General features: G+C 58.6%; 23 protein-coding genes and 1 pseudogene. 7 read left to right on the forward strand and 17 right to left on the reverse strand.

Annotated elements, in window-relative coordinates; translation table 11 throughout:
• Positions 1–155: 155 nt before the first annotated feature.
• From ACCC96_RS16235 to ACCC96_RS16275, 9 genes are all read right to left on the reverse strand, one after another.
• On the reverse strand, positions 156–1,460 hold the full coding sequence (locus ACCC96_RS16235; protein ID WP_019649957.1) for a transporter: 1,305 nt from the start codon (positions 1,458–1,460) through the stop codon (positions 156–158).
• 46 nt (positions 1,461–1,506) lie between these two features.
• On the reverse strand, positions 1,507–2,253 hold the full coding sequence (locus tag ACCC96_RS16240) for a hypothetical protein (protein WP_019579215.1): 747 nt from the start codon (positions 2,251–2,253) through the stop codon (positions 1,507–1,509).
• Positions 2,254–2,298: 45 nt separating this feature from the next.
• Positions 2,299–2,979 carry a C39 family peptidase gene (locus tag ACCC96_RS16245; protein WP_019649956.1) on the reverse strand — a complete coding sequence of 227 codons (681 nt, stop codon included), beginning with the start codon at positions 2,977–2,979 and terminating at the stop codon, positions 2,299–2,301.
• A 67-nt stretch (positions 2,980–3,046) separates the two neighbouring features.
• On the reverse strand, positions 3,047–3,994 hold the full coding sequence (locus tag ACCC96_RS16250; RefSeq protein ID WP_026345917.1) for a hypothetical protein: 948 nt from the start codon (positions 3,992–3,994) through the stop codon (positions 3,047–3,049).
• A gap of 64 nt (positions 3,995–4,058) precedes the next feature.
• A complete protein-coding gene (locus tag ACCC96_RS16255; RefSeq protein WP_413696303.1) occupies positions 4,059–4,649 on the reverse strand; it encodes an adhesin in 591 nt (196 codons plus the stop codon).
• Position 4,650: 1 nt separating this feature from the next.
• Complete coding sequence (locus ACCC96_RS16260) at positions 4,651–5,103, reverse strand: hypothetical protein (protein WP_019579211.1); 453 nt, start codon at positions 5,101–5,103, stop codon at positions 4,651–4,653.
• A gap of 400 nt (positions 5,104–5,503) precedes the next feature.
• Positions 5,504–6,028, reverse strand: coding sequence for an AAA family ATPase (locus ACCC96_RS16265; protein ID WP_413696378.1), 525 nt, complete (start codon positions 6,026–6,028; stop codon positions 5,504–5,506).
• Positions 6,025–6,588 (reverse strand): nicotinamide riboside transporter PnuC, encoded by a 564-nt coding sequence (pnuC, locus tag ACCC96_RS16270; RefSeq protein WP_413696304.1) that lies wholly within the window; start codon positions 6,586–6,588, stop codon positions 6,025–6,027. The genes ACCC96_RS16265 and pnuC overlap by 4 nt, the downstream gene beginning before the upstream one ends.
• A 225-nt stretch (positions 6,589–6,813) precedes the next feature.
• Positions 6,814–8,448 (reverse strand): methyl-accepting chemotaxis protein, encoded by a 1,635-nt coding sequence (locus ACCC96_RS16275; RefSeq protein ID WP_413696305.1) that lies wholly within the window; start codon positions 8,446–8,448, stop codon positions 6,814–6,816.
• A 295-nt stretch (positions 8,449–8,743) separates the two neighbouring features.
• Here ACCC96_RS16275 and ACCC96_RS16280 point away from each other — a divergent pair, with 295 nt between their 5' ends.
• Both ACCC96_RS16280 and ACCC96_RS16285 read left to right on the forward strand, forming a co-directional pair.
• On the forward strand, positions 8,744–9,574 hold the full coding sequence (locus tag ACCC96_RS16280) for an undecaprenyl-diphosphate phosphatase (protein WP_026345916.1): 831 nt from the start codon (positions 8,744–8,746) through the stop codon (positions 9,572–9,574).
• Positions 9,571–9,999, forward strand: coding sequence for a DUF1294 domain-containing protein (locus ACCC96_RS16285; protein WP_413696306.1), 429 nt, complete (start codon positions 9,571–9,573; stop codon positions 9,997–9,999). Before ACCC96_RS16280 ends, ACCC96_RS16285 begins: the two co-directional genes overlap by 4 nt.
• 62 nt (positions 10,000–10,061) lie before the next feature.
• On the opposite strand, the gene ACCC96_RS16290 is transcribed toward ACCC96_RS16285, so the two are convergent.
• Together ACCC96_RS16290 and ACCC96_RS16295 are read right to left on the reverse strand one after the other, a co-directional pair.
• Positions 10,062–10,421: an MmcQ/YjbR family DNA-binding protein gene (locus ACCC96_RS16290; protein ID WP_028940519.1), complete on the reverse strand. Its 360-nt coding sequence runs from the start codon at positions 10,419–10,421 to the stop codon at positions 10,062–10,064.
• Positions 10,418–11,326, reverse strand: coding sequence for a LysR substrate-binding domain-containing protein (locus ACCC96_RS16295; RefSeq protein WP_019649947.1), 909 nt, complete (start codon positions 11,324–11,326; stop codon positions 10,418–10,420). The genes ACCC96_RS16290 and ACCC96_RS16295 overlap by 4 nt, the downstream gene beginning before the upstream one ends.
• 130 nt (positions 11,327–11,456) lie before the next feature.
• Between ACCC96_RS16295 and ACCC96_RS16300 the strand changes: the two genes are divergently transcribed.
• Positions 11,457–12,068, forward strand: a complete 612-nt coding sequence (locus ACCC96_RS16300) for an FMN-dependent NADH-azoreductase (RefSeq protein ID WP_019649946.1) — start codon at positions 11,457–11,459, stop codon at positions 12,066–12,068.
• Between the two features lie 172 nt (positions 12,069–12,240).
• Entirely contained in the window at positions 12,241–13,278 is a 1,038-nt protein-coding gene (locus tag ACCC96_RS16305; RefSeq protein ID WP_413696307.1) for an alpha/beta hydrolase family protein, read from the forward strand.
• A 1-nt stretch (position 13,279) separates the two neighbouring features.
• Here the strand turns inward: ACCC96_RS16305 and ACCC96_RS16310 are convergent, their stop codons facing one another.
• The 3 genes and pseudogenes from ACCC96_RS16310 to ACCC96_RS16320 form a co-directional block, all read right to left on the reverse strand.
• Positions 13,280–14,473: an MFS transporter gene (locus tag ACCC96_RS16310; protein WP_413696308.1), complete on the reverse strand. Its 1,194-nt coding sequence runs from the start codon at positions 14,471–14,473 to the stop codon at positions 13,280–13,282.
• Between the two features lie 258 nt (positions 14,474–14,731).
• A complete protein-coding gene (locus tag ACCC96_RS16315) occupies positions 14,732–16,321 on the reverse strand; it encodes an ABC-F family ATPase (protein WP_026286413.1) in 1,590 nt (529 codons plus the stop codon).
• Positions 16,305–16,576, reverse strand: a pseudogene (locus tag ACCC96_RS16320) (hypothetical protein); the annotation flags it as partial. The pseudogene ACCC96_RS16320 and the gene ACCC96_RS16315, both read right to left, overlap by 17 nt.
• Before the next feature lie 348 nt (positions 16,577–16,924).
• On the opposite strand from ACCC96_RS16320, the gene ACCC96_RS16325 reads away from it, so the two are divergent.
• Positions 16,925–17,206, forward strand: coding sequence for an excalibur calcium-binding domain-containing protein (locus ACCC96_RS16325; RefSeq protein ID WP_019649943.1), 282 nt, complete (start codon positions 16,925–16,927; stop codon positions 17,204–17,206).
• Positions 17,203–17,415, forward strand: a complete 213-nt coding sequence (locus ACCC96_RS16330) for a hypothetical protein (RefSeq protein ID WP_155943474.1) — start codon at positions 17,203–17,205, stop codon at positions 17,413–17,415. The genes ACCC96_RS16325 and ACCC96_RS16330 overlap by 4 nt, the downstream gene beginning before the upstream one ends.
• 207 nt (positions 17,416–17,622) lie before the next feature.
• On the opposite strand, the gene ACCC96_RS16335 is transcribed toward ACCC96_RS16330, so the two are convergent.
• The gene (locus tag ACCC96_RS16335; RefSeq protein WP_019649940.1) at positions 17,623–17,829 is read right to left on the reverse strand and encodes a hypothetical protein; all 207 of its coding nucleotides are present in this window, start codon (positions 17,827–17,829) and stop codon (positions 17,623–17,625) included.
• Positions 17,830–18,011: 182 nt separating this feature from the next.
• Entirely contained in the window at positions 18,012–18,689 is a 678-nt protein-coding gene (locus tag ACCC96_RS16340) for an SOS response-associated peptidase family protein (RefSeq protein ID WP_413696309.1), read from the reverse strand.
• A 233-nt stretch (positions 18,690–18,922) separates the two neighbouring features.
• Between ACCC96_RS16340 and lpxO the strand changes: the two genes are divergently transcribed.
• Positions 18,923–19,822, forward strand: coding sequence for a lipid A hydroxylase LpxO (gene lpxO / locus ACCC96_RS16345; protein WP_413696379.1), 900 nt, complete (start codon positions 18,923–18,925; stop codon positions 19,820–19,822).
• Between the two features lie 92 nt (positions 19,823–19,914).
• On the opposite strand, the gene ACCC96_RS16350 is transcribed toward lpxO, so the two are convergent.
• Positions 19,915–20,775, reverse strand: coding sequence for a Ku protein (locus ACCC96_RS16350; RefSeq protein ID WP_413696310.1), 861 nt, complete (start codon positions 20,773–20,775; stop codon positions 19,915–19,917).
• Positions 20,776–20,954 lie beyond the last annotated feature (179 nt).

Consider the following 20,954-nt stretch of genomic DNA (forward strand, 5'->3'; position numbering starts at 1 on the left):
TTAAATTATCCGCCCACCACCTATATCTACAATAGATCGCTCGTCGGCTGTGTCTTTTTTTTATAACACACACCACCAGATCCGCTGGGGCGGTAAAACCAAACGGCCCGCTGCCACATCCATCGCAGCGGGCCTTTTCCATTGGGGTGAAGCGATCAGAAGTAGTACGGGAATTTCAGGCTGAAGGAAAAGTCCGGCGCATCGTCTGTCATGCCGATGGACAGGTTGGGAACGATGGTCAGGTTGTCGGAGGCTGCGATGGTCATGCCGACATTGAAGTAACCGGCGTTGGCGTCGCTGGACACCACCGACTCCCAATCCCCGCCATCCTGTTTGAGCTTGCTTTTGCGTTGCACCAGGTCAGACACCGAGAACGACATACTCATCTTTTCGTTCAGCGCAAACGCGATCCCCGCGCCAATCTGGAAGCTGTCGCCGATCCGCACCTTGCCCGGGACTTTCTGATTGACGGTGGCGCTGATGTCGTCGAAGGATTCTTCGAAGTTGTGGGTGTAGGACAGGCTACCGAACAGAACCGCCGGATCGTAGGTCTTGACCAGCGAGATACCGGGGCTGATCGACCAGACGCCGTTGCCGGTCGGCAGGGTGTCAGGCACGAACAGGTTGGTATTGGCGTCGCTCTGGCGCAGTTTGATCCCGAACGGGTCCTTGCCGGTCGGTGCCTTGACCCGGAAGGTGAACACCGCATCCGGGGTGTTCACCGATTCGTCCATGAATTTGTAGGCGATCCCGAAGTTGATGTCGCCCAGCGTCGGATCCCGGGTGACGGTTTCTTCGCTGGTCACCCCCGCGGCACCGTTGTTGGCACCGCCGGACTGATACGTTGATTCGCGGTACACCACCGGTACGTTCAGGTCGAATTGCCAGCGATTGTCGAAGTTGTAGCGTCCGGTGAGGTCCAGCGTCCAGGTGTCGGCCTTGATTCGGTCCAGGTTGATGTTGCCCAGAAAGATCGAGTCCAGTGCGAGGAAGCCGTTGAGGATCAGCTGGCGGGTGTCGTAACGCGAATAGGTCAGCCCGGTTTCGAGGCTGAACTTGCCGCCGCCGAAGAATCCGCTGGCCTCGTCATACAGGTTGGAAACACTCTTTGCCGGTTGAGAGTCATCGGCCAGTGATTGTCCATAGGAACTGCCGCTGCCTGCGGCGCCTCCTGAAGCCGCGGCCGCTCCCGTCCTTGTGGCCACTTGCGGGTTGCCTTTCATGTCGGCTGGCGACTTGGCCAGGCGTTTAGGCGGCGGCGCCGCCGGTTGATCCTCCACCTGGCGGACTCGTTGTTCGAGTACTGCCAAGGCCTTTTGTTGTACTTCGTATCGTTGCTTGAGCTCCATGAGTTGTTGCTTCAAAGCCTCCACGTCCGCATCGGACGCTGCTTGCAGCAGCGCCGACGGGAACAAAGTACTCAGACAAACGATCGCGCGCAGTGGTACTGACCGATACATGATTAGCCATCCCCCATGAAGCCCAATGATCGAACATCAGCGTAGTTCAATATCCCAGGCTGCGTAGTGCCTTGAGTTGATTCAGATTGCAGTTGACTGCTCCGGCATTTCGGCCATTGTTGTTAAGCACTACATTAAGTTGCGTCAGGTTATTGACCCTGTTGCTGTTGCCCAGAAGCCGGGTGTTCTGCACCAGCCCCCCCTGAGCCGCCTGTTGCATGGCCGTGCCTTGGTTGTTGTTGGCCTGGATGGCCATTTGTACGCCACCACCTGTGGCCGCCACTGCGACGTTACCGGCGGCATTGCTGTCGGTAATGGTTTGCCCGCTCGTCAGCACCTGCCCTTGGACGGGACTCGGCGCCGGCGCCTGGTTGGCCTCCTGGACGTTGATGGCGACATTGTTGTAGGCGGTATTGCCGTCACCAGCGGCGCGCACAGTTTGGGTGACTCCCTGTGTGGTGGTCAGTCCTGCACCACCGATTACATTCCCGGTGCCCGATGGCGGCGCACTGCCGTTACCGGACTCTTTAATGGTCGACACGTAAAACTGCGGCTTTACGGTAGAGGCCTGGATCTGCATCAACGTCGTTGCGCCAATCAGGTCCCCACTGGCATTGCGCCAGGTACTGCTCATGACAATGCCGAAGCTGATGATCCGCCCTGGCATGACATAACGACCGCGTAGCTCGGCGAGCTCATGGTCCTTGAGTTCGATGGGTTTGAATCCTGCATTGGCATAGCCCGATGCGCTTGCTGCCAGGCAAGCGGCGGCCAGCCAGTATGAGGTTTTCATTTGCTGCTCCCGGGGCATCCGGCCCTCTCTATCATCAGTGGGCGATTAGAAGAAGTCGCTCTGAATGAAGCCAAAGTCCATCAATTCGGCATCTTTGACCGGGTTGAAAGTGTCCAGTTTGTTCTTGGCCGTCAGCGGTTCCGGAGGGCTGCGCAATGCATTGGTTTTGTCGTAACCGGGACCCACGATAGCGAAGACGATGCCGTTCCAGCCTTTGACAAAGTCATCATGGGAATAGCGTTTGTGCCCAAGCACCGGGTCGCCGATATAGACCCAGTTATTGTCCGCCCGCTGCATCACCACGAAATGCTTGTAGCCGCGAATTTCCATCAGCACCACCACCGGAATGGTCACCGCTTCGAGTTTCTCGGGCGGTATCCGGTAGCCACGCGCGCGCATGCCGATTGCTTCGATGTAGCGCTTCATGTCCAGCATGGAGAAACCTTGAGTACGGACAAGGTTCTGATCAGCATTGACCAGCATGCCTTTGATGATGTGTTCCTCATCGACATCGAGCCAGTAAGCCTGGCGTAGCACCGTGGCCAGTGCGGCAGCGCCGCAGCTGAAGTCGGTTTTTTGTTCGACGATGTCGCTGAACTTGCGCTCACGCACGCTTTGCACCTGCTTGTAAACCAGCATGCCGCCCGGCAAGGCGGCCACCGGCATCTGTGCCGCCTGAGTCAGGCCACACAGGCACAGCAGGGCGAAAAAGGCTGTCGTACGCATGATCGATACGCCTTTGGTGAACCGTGGAAAGAAAGCCCCGTTGCCGGGGCTTTCATTTCGATCGCGATTACATGCAGGCTCTGCAGCCGGCAGCGATGGACAGCGAGTTGCTTTGTTGGTTGCCCGCACCCGCCGACACGTTGGCGCCGCCGTTGCCGGAGAAGCCGTTCATCGAGCCGCTCATGCTGGCGTTGTTCATCACAGGGTTTTTCCAGCCGTCTGGTGTCAACACTTGATGAGTGGTTACGCTAGACAGATCGAAGGTGCCCACGGCGGTGAACTTGAACTTGTCGTCATCGTGGCGTCTGTGATCCCAACCATCGTCCTCGATAGTCCCGGTGCCATGGGCCTTGAAGGTGCCAGAGGACGTGGTGGTGTCGGTGAGGGTGGTGGTGATGTGGGTCCGGTCAGCTTTGTTTTTTACATCCAGACCGGTGGTGGATTGATAAGCGTCAGCCGAGGCTGTCGCTACGCGTCCGCCGGACACGGCAATCGCCAGGTTGTTTTTCTGTTGGTTGAAGTTGCCGGCAGTCACGTTTATGCCAATGTTGCCGGAGCCGTTGTTGCCAGCATTGTCGAGCGTGGCGTTATTTTGGGTAGAGCGGTTTTTGACGTAGTTATTGGTGTTGTACTGATACGCGGTGGAGGTTGCCTCGGCAGAACCGAAGATGAAACTTTCATCGGCGGTAGCCAGCGCGGCGGCGTTGTCTTGTTGGTTGCCGTCACCGCCAGCCACGTTGGCGCCCATGTTGCCATTGGAACCGTTGAGTGAGTTGTCGGCATTGGCAGTGTTTTCGGTGCCCTGGTTGAGTACCGAGTTGCCGCTGCTGTCCTGTGTATCCCCTACATAGGCGCTGGCGGCTGAGTCGATTGACAGTTGCTGTTCCCAGGTGGGGCCTTTGGGGCCGTGATGATGGTGGCCGTGACCATGGTCGTTATCGTTGGCTTGTGCAGCCATCGCCATGACGGCAGCCAGGGCGAACACGAGAGGCTTGAGAGCCATTGTGGGTTTCATGGTGTTTCTCCGTGCTTATTAGTTGGTTAAGTGTTGGTTACTTTCTAATCGCACTGCGTTCGGGTCAGTCAGCGACCCGTATGCTCAGGGTGTTAGCCATTCGGTTCCCCACCCCGGCACTCTGGTTCACCTGAATCACTCCTCGGCTGCCGGTGAAGGCCTGGTCGCTTGTCACGACCTGGCGACTGCCTTTTGAAGCGTCAGTTGCCCCTGAGCTTGGTAACAACGCCACGTTCTGTTGAGAAAGGGCGCTATCGTCGACGCTTTGCGGCGCAGCACTGATGCTGATGCGCATTGCGTTGGCCATCTGGTTGTTGGCCCCGGCGCCCTGATTGACACCCAGTGCACCGTTGCCTTGACTGAAAGAGTTGCCGCCGATGGTGGCCGTCGCGTTCATCGACGGGTTGACGGGCGTGTCGAGTTTCTGGATGACGCGAGTGGTCGCCGAGGCATCGGTGCCGATGGCGATAGCGCGAGTGTTGGCCTGTTGCTGTTGATCGCCGGAGGCCTGGTTGACGTTGAAGTTGCCGTTGTACCGGGCGCCGGAATCCAGGATGTTGGCGGTGTTGACCACCGGAACGCTGGAGTCGGCCATGGCGCCTGGGCTCACACTGGCACCGATGACCAGGGCGAGAAGGATCAGGGAGCGGCTCATGTCATTGACCTCCCGCCAGTCTGCCCAACGGCGCGAGGCCGGAACTCATGGCATGGTTGATCGTTCCCGAAATCGCGCCACCGCTACCGCCGCCGTGACCGGCGCTCATGCCGGGCATGCCATTGGGATTGGTCACGACATTGAGGCTGCCGGGTATGTTGCCGTTCTGGTTGATGCTGTTGCTGATGGACGAACCGCTGGCCACGCTGGCGAACTCACCATCGCTCAGTTCGGTGCTGTTGAGTGTCGAGGTGACACGATCCGAAGGGTTGGCGTTGACAGTGGTCGGGTAGGGGTCTTTCTGGAACGGCGGCCTGCCGACGGTGTGGGGCTGTACATCACGAGTGAGTACGATCACGCCATTGCCTTCAGCCTGAACATCAAAACTGAGTACCGAGACGGCGGCACATCCGAGCAGCATCAAGCGCGTAAAGCCTTTACGAAAAGTCCCCACGACTGCGATTCCTTCTGTTGTGCGCTGGCCCTAATCAGCGTTGTGAAGGAGAGAGCGAAAGTCGTGCCGGTTTTTGATTGTTGTTTTGATTCAAGGGGTTATCGATCAAGGTAAATGGATCCTTGATCGAGCTGTTTCAGGCCTGAGACAAAAGCGGGGGCTATAACGGGGAAAAGGAGGCGCAACGCTCTGGATCCATAGCTTGCGTTGTGATGTATCAGCGCTTTAACACAGATCATGACGCAATGATGAATAGCGCTGAAACGGGCTGTTCGAGTGCAAAGGTATGTTTCACAAATGGACGCATTTGAAAAATAATCGCAACAAATGCTGGGGGGCTGGGGCGTTGGTGGCCGTAGCAGCTGTCGAGCTTGCGAGGCTGCGTTCGGCCGGATACAGGTCAGCGCCCAATCAACAGAGTGACGGCCTGCAACGCTTGGGCTCGGCGTTCTGCCCAGTCACCCTGGATCACTTGAACAGGTTGCCGATTCTGCTCCAGCCACGCCTGAGCCGCGTTGAAAAAGTCCCGGCGTTGATCCAGCTGCGGCTGACAGCGCTGGCCATCGTCGGTCCAGTCGACGAGTTCAGGCGACAACAGCAAGTGCAAGTCGTAATGCCGGGCCAGCAGCGCTTGTTCGAGCCAGGCCGGGCAATCGCTGAACAGGGTCTGGCTCCAAAGCATGTTGCTCAGCAAGTGCGTGTCGAGAATCAGCAACGGTGGCGCAAGGGCGCGGGCATCATCTTCCCATTGCAACTGGCCGCGGGCGATCTCGGGGATATCCGCCAGGCAGGTGTCCCGTGCCTCCTGTTCAATGAACCGACGCACGTATTCGCCTACCAAAACGCCGCCGAATTGCCGTTGCAGTTCGGCGGCCAGCCAACTCTTGCCACTCGATTCTGGCCCCGTGAGCACCAGCACTTTCATGTGCGCAACGCCGGGTCGGCGCGCCACGTCCGCCAGCCTTGCACCGCCAGCAGGGCGAAAACCCCATAGAGGGCGGCGGTCAGGTACAGCTCTTTGTAGATGAACAGGCCGACGAAGATGACGTCCAGCGCGATCCACAGCGGCCAGCATTGCAAGCGCTTTTGCGCCATCCATAACTGTGCGACCAGGCTGAAGCCGGTCAACGCGGCGTCGAGCCAAGGCTGGGCGGCATCGGTCCAGTGAGCCATCGCAGCCCCCAGCAGCAGACTGCCGACCGCGCCCACGGTTAAGCCCTGCGCGACGGATTTGCCATCGAGGACGCTGACGTGCCGCCCGTCATGCGTCGCGCCCGCGCGGGTCCACTGCCACCAGCCGTAGAGCTGCAACGCGGCGTAGATCACTTGCAGCAGCATGTCCGAATACAGCTTCACCTCGAAAAAGATCCAGCTATACAGCAGCACCATGACCAGACCGATCGGCCAGCACCAGGGGTTCTGTTTGACCGTCAGCCAGACGGCAATCACACCGAGGGCGGCGGCAAACAGTTCAAGCCCGGACATGGAGGTTCCTTGGGGAAGACGAAAAGGGGGGAGGATTGTAGCGGCAGGCGCGGCCAAGTAGAACCGACTTGCGCGGTCCGGTGTAGCAGCTGCCGAGCCTGCGAGGCTGCGTTCGGCGGCGAAGCCGTCGTAAATTCTGCGCACACGGTCTATCTGGAACCGGCGTCGCCTGATTTCACGACTGCTGCGCAGCCGAACGCAGGCTGCGCCAGCTGCTACAAGTGATCAGACCCGAAACTGCTTGAGCAACCCGTTCAACTGTTCGCTCAATTCCTTGAGGTGAACGCTGGCCACGCTCGACTGCTCGGCCGCCAATGCCGTGCTGTGGGACAACCCGGCGGCCTGGGTGACGTTCTGATTGATGTCTTCCACCACATGCGCCTGCTGCAAGGTTGCGCTGGCAATCGAGGCGTTCAAACCGTTGAGGTTGCGCAAGGCCTGGCCGATGGCATTCAGGCTGGCGCCGGCCAGACCGGCCTGCTCGATGGTCAGTTGCGAGGCACGGCTGCTGTCGCCAATCACCTTGACCGCCGCCTCGGAATGGCTTTGCAGGCGTTCGATCATCGACTGGATTTCTGCCGTCGACTTCTGGGTGCGCTGGGCCAGCAGGCGCACTTCATCGGCGACCACCGCGAACCCTCGACCTTGCTCACCGGCCCGGGCGGCTTCGATGGCGGCGTTGAGGGCCAGCAGGTTGGTTTGCTCGGCGATGGAGCGGATCACTTCCAGGACACTGCCGATTTGCGTGCTTTCGTCGGCCAGCGTACGAATCACTTCCACCGCTTGATCGATGGTCGAAGACAGCTTGTCGATCTGCTGCAGGCTGCCATCGATATTGATCTGCCCCTGCTGCGCCTGAGATTCGGCATCGCGCATTTCACTGGCCGCGTGCTCGGCGTTTTTCGCCACATCCTGCACGCCGTAGGTCACTTCGTTGATCGCGGTCGCCACCAGTTCCATTTGCTGGGACTGCTGCTGGCTGCGTTGCTGGGCTTGCGCGGCGTCGTTGCCCAGTTCGCTGGAAGACTGGCCCAGCGCGCCGGCGGACACTTGCAACTGACTGATCACCAGGCGCAGCTTGGCGGTAAAGGCATTGAAGTGCCGGGCCAGTTGCGTGACTTCGTCCTGGCCGTGGGTATCGAGGCTGCGGGTCAGGTCGCTTTCACCACTGGCAATATTGGCCATGGCATTCACGGTTTCCTGCAACGGGCGCACGATGCTGCGGGCAATCATGATCACCAGCAGCGCCATGATCAGGGCAATCGCCAGGCCGACGAAAGACGCCTTCCAGACCTGCGCATTAAACTCGGCCTGCATGTCATCGATGTACACACCCGAACCGATCACCCAACCCCAGGGCTCGAACAGTTTGACGTAGGAGGTTTTTTCCACCGGCGCACTGGCGCCCGGTTTCGGCCAGCGATAGTTGACCATGCCGGCGCCCTTGGCCTTGGCGATGGCGGCCATTTCGTTGAACAGTGCAAAACCGTCCGGGTCGCGGATTGTCGAGAGGTTCTGGCCTTCGAGTTTTGGGTTGGTCGGGTGCATGACCATGACCGGCGTCAGGTCGTTGATCCAGAAATAGTCATTCTGGTCGTAGCGCAAACCCCGCACGGCGGTCAGTGCCTGCTGTTGCGCGGCGGCGCGGGTGAGGGTGCCGGCGGTTTCCAGGTCGTGGTAGTAGGTCAGGATGCCACTGGCGGTCTGCACCACATGCTGGGTCTTCTGGGCCTTGGCCTGATAGAGATCGTCGTGAATCTGCTTGAGCATCAACGCGCCCAACGTCAACAGCATCACCACGGCCACGATCAAGATAAGCCACAAGCGTCGGCTGATCGACACACTGCGCAAGCTGTTCATAACGCTGTTACTCCGTTTTCTTGTTCTTGTCATAAACGATCGCCAGCATCGAACCACACTTTGCCGATCGGGGCCTATCCGACTCAGGTCTTATTACGCGGCAGCGTAAATGAGGCTTGTCTGATAGGATTTCGGCCCCGCGCGGAAAAACCTGAGTCCAAGTCGATTTTTCACGGAATTTTTACGGTTTTGTGTGGATCTTGTGCGCGCGGGGTTTCAGCGCACGCTGATCGCGAATAACGCTCTACAAATTATTAACGGGGCATGCCTGGGGGCATGGCTTCTTGGGGGAATGATGGATCTTTGGACAGCCTTTCAGGCATTGATTTTAGGCGTTATAGAAGGGCTGACCGAGTTCTTGCCCATTTCCAGTACCGGGCACCAGATCATTGTGGCGGACCTGCTCAATTTCGGCGGCGAACGAGCGATGGCCTTCAACATCATCATTCAGCTCGGCGCGATCCTGGCGGTGGTCTGGGAGTTCCGTCGCAAGATCCTCGACGTGATCATCGGTTTGCCGACGCAACCTAGCGCTCGACGTTTTACCGCGAACCTGTTGATCGCCTTCCTGCCGGCGGTGGTATTGGGGGTGATTTTTGCCGACCTGATCCACAAGTACCTGTTCAACCCGATCACCGTGGCCACTGCGTTGGTCGTGGGCGGCATCATTATGTTGTGGGCCGAACGCCGGCAGCATGTCGTGCATGCCGAAAGCGTCGATGACATCACCTGGAAAGAAGCCCTGAAAGTCGGTTTCGCCCAGTGCCTGGCGATGATCCCGGGGACCTCGCGTTCCGGCTCGACGATCATCGGCGGTTTGCTGTTCGGGTTGTCGCGCAAGACGGCCACTGAGTTTTCGTTTTTCCTCGCCATGCCAACCATGGTCGGCGCGGCAGTGTACTCGGGCTATAAATACCGCCACCTGTTTGTGCCGGCTGATTTCCCGGTGTTCGCCATCGGCTTTGTCACCGCGTTTATCTTTGCAATGATTGCCGTCCGGGGCCTGCTCAAGTTCATCGCCAGCCACAGCTACGCGGCATTCGCCTGGTATCGCATTGTGTTCGGCCTGGTGATCCTGGCGACCTGGCAGTTCGGTTGGGTCGACTGGACCGCGGCCAAGCCATGAGCGACACCACCGCACGCAACAACCCCGGGCGCAAGTCCGGGGGAGTGATTCAAAACCTGCGGTTGAAATTGCTGGTGTTCGTTGCGCTGTGCGCAGTGCCATTGTTTGGCTCGGTGTCGCTGTGGCTGCGCGGGGTGTCGGTGATTCCCCTGGCCGCCTACGGCATCGTCAGCGTGCTGGCGTTTTTGCTGTACTGGAGCGACAAGCACAAGGCCCGCGCCGACAGCTGGCGCACGCCGGAGAACGTGTTGCACGCGGTGGAACTGGCGGGCGGTTGGCCGGGGGCCTTGCTGGCCCAGCAAGTGTTTCGGCACAAGACCCGCAAGGTTTCGTTTCAACTGGTGTTCTGGCTCATCGTGCTGATGCATCAGGTGTTCTGGATCGACCAGTTGTTTTTGGGTGCCCAGCTGTTCGCGCTGTTTTAAAGCTGTTTTAAAGCTGTTTTAAAGCTGTTTTAAAGCTGTTTTAAAGCTGTTTTAAAGCTGTTTTAAAGCAGCAAGCCAACCTGTGTGCGCTTGGGCAACTTGCTCACCACCAGTTGGTGGGAACGTTGCAGCAAGCCTTGCAGCTCTTCGGTGCCCAGCGGGTAGGGCGTGTCCATGATGATCCACTGCGCCCGGGCCAGATACGGCGCCGGGTGAATGCCCGGTCGGTCGCAATGGCCCAGGAACAGGTCCTTGTCGACCTTGAAGGCCAGGGACTGGCCCCGCAGGTTCTGCAAGGCGAACATCTTGCTCCCGGCAATCGAAAACACCCTCACGCCACCCCACTTGTAATCCTCCCGCGCGCCGGGCAGCGCCAGGCAGAATTGCGCGACATCCTCTTCGCTCATTGGTCTTGCCTTCATAACAGTCGGTCCCCACAGGCATTGAATGATTCGATCAAATGGTCGATCCAGGCGCGTACTGCCGGCATTACCCCGCGCCGATGAGGGTAGACCGCTTGCAGCCAGCCGCCCGGCAATGACCAGTCAGGCAGCAGTTGCACCAGCGAGCCGTTTTCAAGTTCCTGCTCGCAATACATCATCGGTAACACGGTGAAACCCAGCCCGGACAGGGTACACGCCTTGCGCACGAGAAAATCGTCGATGCCCAATCGGGCTTCGAATGTCATTTCACAGGCCTTGCCCTGCTGGTCGAGCATCCGCAGATGCACCAGCCGATCGGCTTCCAGTGCGCCCAATATCGGCACGTTTTTCAAGTCGTCCGGGGTCTTGATCTGCCGCTCGCGAAGAAACGCCGGGCTGGCGACCATGACAGTCTGCGCCTGACGTAAGCGGCGGGTGACCAGCAGTGGGTCTTCATCACCCAGTTCCCGCACTCTCAAGGCGACATCGACGCCTTCGGTCACCAGGTCAACCCGGCGATTGAGCAGCAGCATCTCCAGCTGAACCTGCGGGAATTTCTCAAGGAACTTGCTGATCACCGACGGGAACATGTCGTGGGCCAACCCCACCGGGCAGGAAACCCGCAGTCGGCCGCGGGGTTCGCTGGACATGCTGGCCACCGCTTCGTCGGCCATCTCGGCTTCGAGCAGCATCGCCTGACAGTGTCGCAAGTAGCGCTCGCCCACAGCGGTCAGGTTGAGTTGGCGGGTGGTGCGTTGCAACAGACGCGCGCCCAGGCGTTCTTCCAGTTCGGCGATGCGTCGCGACAACCGGGACTTGGGAATCCCCAGCAAACGCCCGGCCGCCGCGAAGCCGCCGGCGTCGACCACCTTGGCGAAATAGTAGAGGTCGTTGAGGTCTTGCATGATTTAAATCCTACTGTTCTATCAGTGGGACGAACTATCGCATTATTGCCGGCTAATCAGCTATTGGTTTCGTAGGTAGGATTGTTTCCATCAGGTCGCCGGGTGGCGATCCTCACCTTGGAGATCCCACATGAAATTACTGCATATCGATTCGAGCATTCTGGGTGACAACTCGGCTTCCCGTCAGTTGAGCGGTGAAGTCGTCAAAGCCTGGCAAGCCGCCGAGCCTGGCGTTGTGGTGACTTACCGCGACCTGGCCGCCGATGCCATCAGCCATTTTTCCGCCGCCACGCTGGTCGCCGCTGGCACCGCCGCTGAGCTGCGCAACGCCGCGCAACAGCATGAAGCCGATTTGGGTGCGCAGGCCCTGGCCGAATTCCTCGCCGCCGATGCCGTCGTGATTGCAGCGCCGATGTACAACTTCACCATCCCGACCCAACTCAAGGCCTGGATCGACCGCATCGCCGTAGCCGGCCAGACTTTCCGCTACACCGAAGCCGGCCCTGAAGGCCTGTGCGGCGGCAAGAAAGTGGTGATCGTTTCGACGGCTGGCGGTTTGCACGCTGGCCAACCGACCGGCACTGCTCACGAAGAGTACTTGAAGGTGATGTTCGGCTTCCTCGGTATCACCGACATCGAGTTCGTCCGTGCCCATGGCCTGGCCTACGGTGATGAAGTGCGCACCAAAGCCATGAGCGACGCTCAGGCGCAAATCAGCGAGCAATTGTTCGCCGCCGCGTAAGGCTTGCGTAAAGACGTCAAACAGCGCACGCAATACCCCTGAAACTCTGTATTCTGGTCATCTTGATGGCCAGGTACAGAGTTTTTTTATTTCTGCCGGTGATCAGTTTCTGGCCCAGGTTATGCAGTCGAGGGTTAATATCTGCGGTCAGGTAACAAGGTGGGGGCATTCCATGGTGCGTCTTTGTGCAACGCTACTGATTTGCCTGTTCGGCAGCCTGAATTCAGTGCACGCCGCGCCTGTGCTGTTTCCTCACTGGAGCGTCGGTTTCCATGAGATGACATTCCTCGACCCGCTGGACTTGCAGCCGATGCGCGCCATCGCCTTTTACCCGTCCAGTGAGAGGGAGCACTCCAGCAAGCTCGAGGGCTACACGGTCGAAGCCGGTGAAGACACCAAAGTCGCCATCGGACGCTTCCCGATGTTGATGCTGTCTCACGGCAACACCGGAACCCCGCTAGCCTTGCACGATCTGGCCACCTCGCTGGCACGCAAGGGGTTTGTGGTGGTGGCGGTGATCCATCCCGGCGACAACTCCAAAGACCACAGCCGCCTCGGCACCTTGAGCAATCTTTACGGGCGGCCGATCCAGATTTCCGAAGCCATTACCGCGACCTTGGGCGACCGTATGCTTGCGCCCTTCGTCAATGCTGATCAGGTTGGGGTGATCGGCTATTCGGCGGGCGGTGAGACCGCGTTGATACTGTCCGGCGCCACTCCGGACCTGGACCGTCTGCGCCGTTATTGCCAGGAGCGCCCGGACGACCACGACGCCTGCAACACTCAAGGCGAGCTGATCGTCGACCGCGATGACTTGCAGCCAGTGCCAGACCCGCGAGTGCATGCCTTGTTGTTGATGGCACCGCTGAGTCTGAAATTCGGCCGCCAGACCCTGGCCGACGTGCATGTGCCGGTGCTGCTATACAGCGGCGATGGCGACAAACTGGTGGCGTTCGACAAAAACGCCGCAGCCCTGGCGCGCAAACTGCCGACCGCTCCGGATTTCAAATTGCTGGCCGGGGCAGGGCACTTCGTGTTCCTGGCACCGTGCAACGAAGAACAGATCGCCACCATGCCGGCGCTGTGCACCGACGCCGACGGCGTCGACCGCAAGGACATCCACCGCAACCTGATCTCCGAAGCCGGACGTTTCTTCTCCCATGCCCTTGGCAAACCAAGCCGGGCCGGCATGCAAACCGCGGATCAATAAATCAATCCTGGCGGATGGCGCGGTGTTTCAGTAACAAGGTCAAACCGAGCCCGGTCGCGGACAACAACGCCGCACTGAAGAAAATCCATGCATACCCCAGGTTCAACGCCACCGCGCCCATCAACGGCCCGGCAATCGCCAGCGCCAGATCGAAAAACACCGCGTAAGCACTCAAACCCGCCCCGCGACTGGAATTGGGCACCTGCTTGATCGCTTCCACCCCCAGCGCCGGATAAACCAGCGACAGGCCGAACCCGGTCAGGCCTGCGCCGATCAAGGCGTAAACGGTCGAGGGCGCCAGCCACAACAGGACCAGCCCCACGGTTTCAATGCTCATGCAGACAATGGCCGAGGTGAAACCGCCGAAACGGCTGATGCTGGAAATGAACAACAGCCGCGACAGAATAAAACACACCCCGAACACCGTCAGGCAGTAAGCCGCACCCGTCCAGCTACGACTGGCGTAATACAGGGTAATAAAAGTGGTGAGCGTGCCGTATCCGATGGACGCCAGGCTCAGGCTCGCGCCGAAGGGGGCAATGCGCCCGAACACCGCCCAGAACGGCAGGCGCTCGCCGCGAATCACTGGCACCGAGGGTTTGTTGCGGATCAACAGCAGCGCCAACAGGGCCAGTAACGACAGCACGATCCCGAGGCTGGCGAAGCCCAATTCAGCGACCATCACCACGCCCAACGGTGCGCCAATGGCAATGGCGCCGTATGAGGCGATCCCGTTCCAGGAAATCGAACGTGCCGTGTGCTCGACACCGACCTGGCCCATGCACCAACTGATGGTGCCGACTCCGATCAACCCTTGGGCGATCCCCAGCAACAACCGGCCAGCGATCAGGATGATCAGGCTCAACAGCGGCAAACTTTGCAGCAGGGTCGATAGCAGCGTCAGCACACCGCTCAACGCAATCCCCGACAACCCGTAAACAATCGCCCGTTTGGTGCCGACGCTGTCCGACAAGCGCCCGGCCATCGGGCGGCTGAGCAGGGTGGCCAGGTATTGCGAACCGATGGTCAGCCCCGCAATGATGGCGCTGAACCCCAACTGTTCATGGACATACCCCGGCAACACGGCAATCGGCAGGCCGATGCAGAGGAAGGCAATAAAGGTATAGAAAACGATGGATACGATCTGCAGGGTGATCGCCATGGAGCTTTGCGGGGGCAGTTGCTGCACAGACATGAGAGCTCGTTCGCGGGCGGCGGTAGGAGAACTGCATCATGGCGCGGGCGTGAAATAAAAGGAAGCAGGCTAACGATCAAAAGATCGCAGCCTTCGGCAGCTCCTACATCGGCCGTGTTTAACCGCGATGTAGCGGGCGCCTCCAGTTCCCGTAGGAGCTGCCGCAGGCTGCGATCTTTTGATCTTGAATCGTTTGATCCTGAAAACAAAAAGCCCCGTCACCAGGACGGGGCTTTCCACTTGCAGCCAGAGGCCGCCTTACATCAACACACCCTGACTACGCAGGTAGTCGTCGTAGGTGCCGCTGAAGTCGATCACGCCATCGGCGCTCAACTCGATGATGCGGGTGGCCAGGGACGATACGAACTCACGGTCGTGGCTGACGAAAATCAGCGTGCCCGGGTAGTTCTCCAGGGCCAGGTTCAGCGCCTCGATGGATTCCATGTCCAAGTGGTTGGTCGGCTCGTCCATTACCAGCACGTTCGGCTTTTGCAGGATCAGCTTGCCGAACAGCATGCGACCTTGCTCACCACCGGAGATGACCTTGACCGACTTGAGGATCTCGTCGTTGGAGAACAGCATGCGGCCGAGGGTGCCGCGAACCAGTTGCTCGCCGCCCTGGGTCCATTGGCCCATCCAGTCGAACAGGTTGCAGTCGTCTTCGAAGTCGTGCGCGTGGTCCTGGGCGTAGTAGCCCAGCTCGGCGGCGTCGGTCCATTTCACGGTGCCGGCGTCCGGGGTCAGTTCGTTGACCAGGGTGCGCAGCAGGGTGGTTTTACCGATACCGTTCGGGCCGATGATCGCCACGCGCTCGCCGGCTTCAACGGTGAAGCTGAAGTCCTTGAACAGGGTCTTGCCGTCGAAGCCTTTGGCCATGCGCTCGACGATGACCGCCTGACGGTGCAGCTTTTTGGTCTGCTCGAAACGAATGAACGGGCTGACACGGCTCGAAGGTTTGACCTCGGCCAGCTGGATCTTGTCGATCTGCTTGGCGCGGGAAGTCGCCTGCTTGGCTTTCGAGGCGTTGGCCGAGAAGCGGCTGACGAACGATTGCAGTTCCGAGATCTGCGCTTTCTTCTTGGCGTTGTCCGACAGCAGCTGCTCGCGGGACTGGGTCGCCACGGTCATGTACTCGTCGTAGTTGCCCGGGAACAGGCGCAGCTCGCCGTAATCCAGGTCAGCCATGTGGGTGCACACGCTGTTCAGGAAGTGACGGTCGTGGGAGATGATGATCATCAGGCTGGAGCGCTGGGTCAGCACGTTTTCCAGCCAGCGGATGGTGTTGATGTCCAGGTGGTTGGTCGGTTCGTCGAGCAACAGCACTTCAGGATCGGAGAACAGCGCCTGCGCCAGCAACACGCGCAGTTTCCAGCCCGGCGACACTTCGCTCATCGGGCCGAAGTGCTGCTCGATGCCGATACCCAGGCCCAGCAACAGCTCGCCGGCACGGGACTCGGCGGTGTAGCCGTCCATTTCGGCGAATTCGGTTTCCAGCTCGGCCACGGCCATGCCGTCTTCTTCGGTCATTTCCGGCAGCGAATAGATGCGATCGCGCTCGGCCTTGACCTTCCACAGCTCTTCGTGACCCATGATCACGGTGTCGATCACGGTGAATTCTTCGTAGGCGAACTGGTCTTGACGCAACTTACCCAGACGCACGTTCGGCTCAAGCATGACCTGGCCGCCGGACGGCTCGAGATCGCCACCGAGGATTTTCATGAAGGTCGACTTGCCGCAACCGTTGGCGCCGATCAGGCCGTAGCGGTTGCCCGCGCCGAATTTGACCGAAACGTTTTCGAATAGCGGCTTGGCGCCGAACTGCATCGTGATGTTAGCTGTGGAGATCAATTACTTTACCTATCAATGGGTTGCGAGCTGCGCATTTTGGCGCTTGGGCCATACCTGGGGCGTTTTGGAGTTTCTCCATCTCTCCCCAGTCACCGCTAGACTTCAACCGGCGCGCATAAGTCGAGAGCAGCATCTGGACGCTTGTCCAAGCTGTTGGGCAATAAAGGCGGGATTCATGCCAGACATTCTGCATATTGTCGCATAAGTGTGACGGCAGTTGTACGGCGCACGATAACGTGTCGCGAGCTTCTTCAGGTTGGCCCCGCTGCTTGGGTCTGTCCGAGTGGGTGGTTCATCCTGGTGGGAGGCAAAACGCAGGGGAAATCCTGGATTGAACGCCAATGTTATTTTTGTTCAGCGTTGTGTTCGGGACACCGGGCGCTGCTCTGGGTAAAGTCGGCAGCGCTTGCCCGGCCAGGTGTGTTTCAGAAGGATTGCTGAATGGCCAGCACTTGGTCAGGGTGGGCACCTATTCAGATTCGTCTCTACATGCCGCGTGTGGCGGCAGTCCCCCTCCAGAGCATTGAGGCATTGGTTGCCCTTACCAAGTGATTCGTTCTCAGCGACTAGAATATAAGCGTCCTCTAGTCACGGATGAATCAAATGAAACTGATTTTGGTCGTGCTTATCATGGGTTTGTTAGCCTGGAAGCTCTCCCCTGAGTTACAACCCTGGGTTGAGGCCAAGCTACCGCATCCGAAAGTACCCCCTGCAGTCACAACTGCGCCGAAGCCTGTTTCGGCGCCATTCAAATGCGACGGACGCAAATATTGCTCGCAGATGACCTCGTGTGCAGAGGCCAAAAACTTTCTGCAAAATTGTCCGGGAATGAAAATGGATGGCGACAACGATGGCGTGCCCTGCGAGTCGCAGTGGTGCCAATGACTTTTTTGCCGCTCACCGGCAGGCTAGATGGTTTAATGCGGGAAATTCTTGAAGGAGAAGGTGCCATGGAAAAGGCGTTTAGAAACCCGATGTTTTTGACTGGGCTGCCGATGGCTATCTGCGGTCTTGCTATCACCGCGCCTGGCCTGTGGATTCCCGGCCTGGGCCTAATGGTAGTTGGTTGGGCAAAAGGGAATAAACGAGCCTGACGGCACCCCTGTCCATCAGCCCACGCTCCCAAGGAACATGGAAGTGAGAAACAAATACGCTGCGGGCATGCTCTTTTTACTGACGCTTGTGACCGCTCAAAGTACTTACTCCGGCGCTACAGACGAGTCCATCGAGAAAAGATCGCAGCCTTTGGCAGCTCCTATGGGGCTGCCGTGCTACAAACTGGCGATCGTTCGGGTCGAGACTCAGAGCAAGTAGCCCGCTGCTTGTCCGAGGTGGTTGTCCTGTACGCCAGTGATCAGGTGCAGTGGAATGTGCTGTTGCTCATCAATGCACGGGATTTCGATACTTCCCACTACTTGAAGGTGTCGCTCACTCAGCCCGGTCGACTCTTCTGCCTTTGCCTTAGCCATTCTCGCGTGGTTCGCTGCGATTTCGTTGAGAGTTGACACGTTACATCTCCCGGTGACTGACCAAGCGGATCGCTGGAGTCCTTAAACGTTAATGTGAATGCCGCCGCGTCAGAATTACGTCGTTCTGGGGCCGCTATCGCCGGCATGTGCAAACCCTAAGCCAGACTTTGACGCGTATTCTGCGCCACGCTTTCCATGCGACGAATGGTGTCGCGCGATGTTCAGATAGGTTCGATCAGGCCAGGGCCATCGTTGTGCATATTGCCCACGGCTTGATCAACCTTGAACCACTCGAATGTCTCGGCCGGTTCGCCCTGCGACAGTACTATCTGCTCGGCTCGCTCTTTCGGCGTGGCCGGGTCCAGCCATTCCCGGGCCAGCTCGGCATTCAGCGTCACCGGCTGCCGATCATGAATATCCACCATGCCGCCCTTGCTGTCGGCGGTGATGATCACGAAACCGTCATGTTCGTCCGGCTGATGTTCGTACCTTGGGTATTGACCGATCGCCGCGCACAGGATCGGTGCGCGATCCTTGCGGCGGATGAGGTAGGGCTGCTTCTTCGGGCCGCCCTCGTAAACCCATTCAAACCAGTTATCGATGGCAACGATCGCCCGGTGCGGCCATATGGCTTTGAAGAATGGGCCGTGACTGACTTTCTCGACCCGGGCATTGATCGGCATAGGGTGTTCTTCGGACCAATGCGGCCGCCAGCCCCAGCGAACCCTGTCGGCGTGCAGCACGTCGCCTTCCTGGTGGAAGAGGGCGAGCTGAGTCGTCGGCGCGGCGTTGTAGAGCTCGAATGGCTGATCGCCGGCATTGTTGACCAAGGCGTTGGGCATGCTCAGCGCCTTGACGAAGTCGTGAATGCCCCGGTACTGCGAAAGTCGTCCGCACATGGCTGAGCCCTCATGCTTACATCTGAGCTTAGACGATCCGTTGAACTAATAGGGCGTTAAAGCCGCGTGGCGTTTTGGCGGCATGAGTAGACACATTTTCACAGTTGAAGGTTAACTATTGGTTACAAAGTATGGCTAAAATGACATCTTTCGCCCCCATGTCGATTGTCGGCATGGCTCAAGAACGCGCCATCGGGACGCACTTTGTTCATTTCAGACGTGTGACGATTTCCGTGAAACTCATTATTGCCGCTATCTATGTCATCTCCATCGCGTATGTCCACTTGCGCGGTAAAGTGCGCCACAAACCAGGCCGCCAACTAAGCGACCACTCGACGTTTCTGGCGCCGATCAATTGCTTCCTTTATATGTTCTCGAAAATCCCCAATCGGCCTTATCTCAATCCCGCGGACTTTCCTGACTTGAGCCCATTGCAGGCTCATTGGGAAGAGATTCGCGCCGAAGGCCAGAACCTGCTCAAGGCCGGGGAGATCAAGCGCTCGAATCAGTACGACGACGTCGGTTTCAACTCGTTTTTCAAAAGTGGCTGGAAGCGTTTCTATCTCAAGTGGTATGGCGACAGTCACCCGTCGGCCGCGAAGCTCTGCCCGCGTACTACTGAACTGGTGCAAAGCATTGGCTCGATCAAGGCAGCGATGTTTGCCGAACTGCCACCGGGTTCCAAACTGGTCCGCCACCGCGATCCGTATGCCGGCTCGTACCGTTATCACCTGGGGCTGGAAACGCCGAACGATGCCGGTTGCTATATCAACGTCGACGGTGAGAGCTACCATTGGCGTGACGGCGAAGCGGTGATGTTCGATGAAACGTTCATTCATTACGCTGAAAACACCACCCAGCAGAACCGCATCATCCTGTTCTGCGACGTCGAACGGCCGATGAAGTATCGCTGGGCGGCGGCGTTCAACCGCTGGTTCAGCCGCACAGTGATGGCGGCGGCGGGGGCACCGAACGATGCAGGTGACAAGACCGGTGCTATCAACCGTTTGTTTGCCAAAATCTACACGGTTCGCTTGCGCGGCAAAGCGCTCAAAAAGCGTAACCGCGCTCGCTATTACCTGGAGAAGTGGGCGATTTTTGGCGGGTTGCTGGCGATTTTTGTGCTGATCTGAGTCTTGCGTTGTGGCGCATTAAGTCATCGCGAGCCTGCTCGCGATGAGGCCAGTATTTTTACTGCATAGCCTATGGGCACTCCAGTAACCAATTAGCCACGAGAATGCTTCGTGGCTTTTTTATCTGTGCTCGTTTTGACTTTTGCTGCCGTTTTACCGGCACTCCTGGCACCGAGACTGCGCTTGAGCAGTTCAGTCAGATCGATGACATCCGCGGTCCTGCGTTCCTCCTCACCCGTAGCGGTTTCGACGATTTCGATCTTGCCTTCATTCGCCTTCTGCTCAACCAGCGCCATGATCCTGTCTTCGAAGCTGTCGCGGTACTCCTCGGGCGTCCAGTCGGCGCTCATGTCCTCCACCAATCGTTTGGCCATCTCCAGCTCGCCCTTGGTCAGGTCCGGCTTGGTCACTTCACTGCCCAACTCCAATTGATCCAGGCTGTGTACTTCGGCTGGCCAGCGCAGCATCACCAGAACCAGGGCAGATTCCAGCGGCATGACGGCCGCCAAGTGCTGCCGGGTATGCAACACCACGCGGGCGAGGGCGACCTTGCCGGTTTTGCCGAGGGTTTCGCGTAACAGCGCATAGACCTTGCCACCGCGTTTGTCCGGCGCCAAGTAATAGGGTGTGTCGATGTTTTGCAGGGGGATCTGCTTGCTGTCGACAAAGGCAAAAATGTCGATGGTTTGGGTCGACAGTGGATGGGCCGAGCGAATGTCTTCTTCGCTGAGCACCACGTAACGACCCTTTTCGTACTCGACCCCTTTGACGATGTGCGCCTGGGTGACCTCCTTGCCGGTGACCTTGTTGACGCGTTTATAGCCCACCGGCTCCATGCTGCGACTGTCGAGCCAGTTGAAATCGATCCCGTGGGAAGACGTCGCCGAGACCAGCGCCACGGGGATGTGCACCAGACCGAAACTGATTGCGCCTTTCCAGATTGCCCGTGCCATCGTCGTGTTCTCGTCAGCCCATTGATGTTCAGGTGACCTGTTGCCTGGGGGAAAGTTTCAGTCGGCTGCGACCCGCTTTTGCGGGGTGATCGACGGTGCAGTCAACTGGTGTTACATCTTCTGAAGGAGGTTTTAGTTAACAAATCCGAACCCTGGGCGTAGCGTGGCTCTATTCATCC

Source organism: Pseudomonas sp. Pseusp11 (genome assembly GCF_047304405.1).
GTDB lineage: Bacteria > Pseudomonadota > Gammaproteobacteria > Pseudomonadales > Pseudomonadaceae > Aquipseudomonas.

Coding starts and splice junctions, on each gene's coding strand:
- ACCC96_RS16235 (WP_019649957.1), bottom strand. CDS start 1,460: ATGTATCGGTCAGTACCACTGCGCGCGATCGTTTGTCTGAGTACTTTG.
- ACCC96_RS16240 (WP_019579215.1), bottom strand. CDS start 2,253: ATGAAAACCTCATACTGGCTGGCCGCCGCTTGCCTGGCAGCAAGCGCA.
- ACCC96_RS16245 (WP_019649956.1), bottom strand. CDS start 2,979: ATGCGTACGACAGCCTTTTTCGCCCTGCTGTGCCTGTGTGGCCTGACT.
- ACCC96_RS16250 (WP_026345917.1), bottom strand. CDS start 3,994: ATGAAACCCACAATGGCTCTCAAGCCTCTCGTGTTCGCCCTGGCTGCC.
- ACCC96_RS16255 (WP_413696303.1), bottom strand. CDS start 4,649: ATGAGCCGCTCCCTGATCCTTCTCGCCCTGGTCATCGGTGCCAGTGTG.
- ACCC96_RS16265 (WP_413696378.1), bottom strand. CDS start 6,028: ATGAAAGTGCTGGTGCTCACGGGGCCAGAATCGAGTGGCAAGAGTTGG.
- pnuC (WP_413696304.1), bottom strand. CDS start 6,588: ATGTCCGGGCTTGAACTGTTTGCCGCCGCCCTCGGTGTGATTGCCGTC.
- ACCC96_RS16275 (WP_413696305.1), bottom strand. CDS start 8,448: ATGAACAGCTTGCGCAGTGTGTCGATCAGCCGACGCTTGTGGCTTATC.
- ACCC96_RS16280 (WP_026345916.1), top strand. CDS start 8,744: ATGGATCTTTGGACAGCCTTTCAGGCATTGATTTTAGGCGTTATAGAA.
- ACCC96_RS16285 (WP_413696306.1), top strand. CDS start 9,571: ATGAGCGACACCACCGCACGCAACAACCCCGGGCGCAAGTCCGGGGGA.
- ACCC96_RS16290 (WP_028940519.1), bottom strand. CDS start 10,421: ATGAAGGCAAGACCAATGAGCGAAGAGGATGTCGCGCAATTCTGCCTG.
- ACCC96_RS16295 (WP_019649947.1), bottom strand. CDS start 11,326: ATGCAAGACCTCAACGACCTCTACTATTTCGCCAAGGTGGTCGACGCC.
- ACCC96_RS16300 (WP_019649946.1), top strand. CDS start 11,457: ATGAAATTACTGCATATCGATTCGAGCATTCTGGGTGACAACTCGGCT.
- ACCC96_RS16305 (WP_413696307.1), top strand. CDS start 12,241: ATGGTGCGTCTTTGTGCAACGCTACTGATTTGCCTGTTCGGCAGCCTG.
- ACCC96_RS16310 (WP_413696308.1), bottom strand. CDS start 14,473: ATGTCTGTGCAGCAACTGCCCCCGCAAAGCTCCATGGCGATCACCCTG.
- ACCC96_RS16325 (WP_019649943.1), top strand. CDS start 16,925: ATGAAACTGATTTTGGTCGTGCTTATCATGGGTTTGTTAGCCTGGAAG.
- ACCC96_RS16330 (WP_155943474.1), top strand. CDS start 17,203: ATGACTTTTTTGCCGCTCACCGGCAGGCTAGATGGTTTAATGCGGGAA.
- ACCC96_RS16340 (WP_413696309.1), bottom strand. CDS start 18,689: ATGTGCGGACGACTTTCGCAGTACCGGGGCATTCACGACTTCGTCAAG.
- ACCC96_RS16350 (WP_413696310.1), bottom strand. CDS start 20,775: ATGGCACGGGCAATCTGGAAAGGCGCAATCAGTTTCGGTCTGGTGCAC.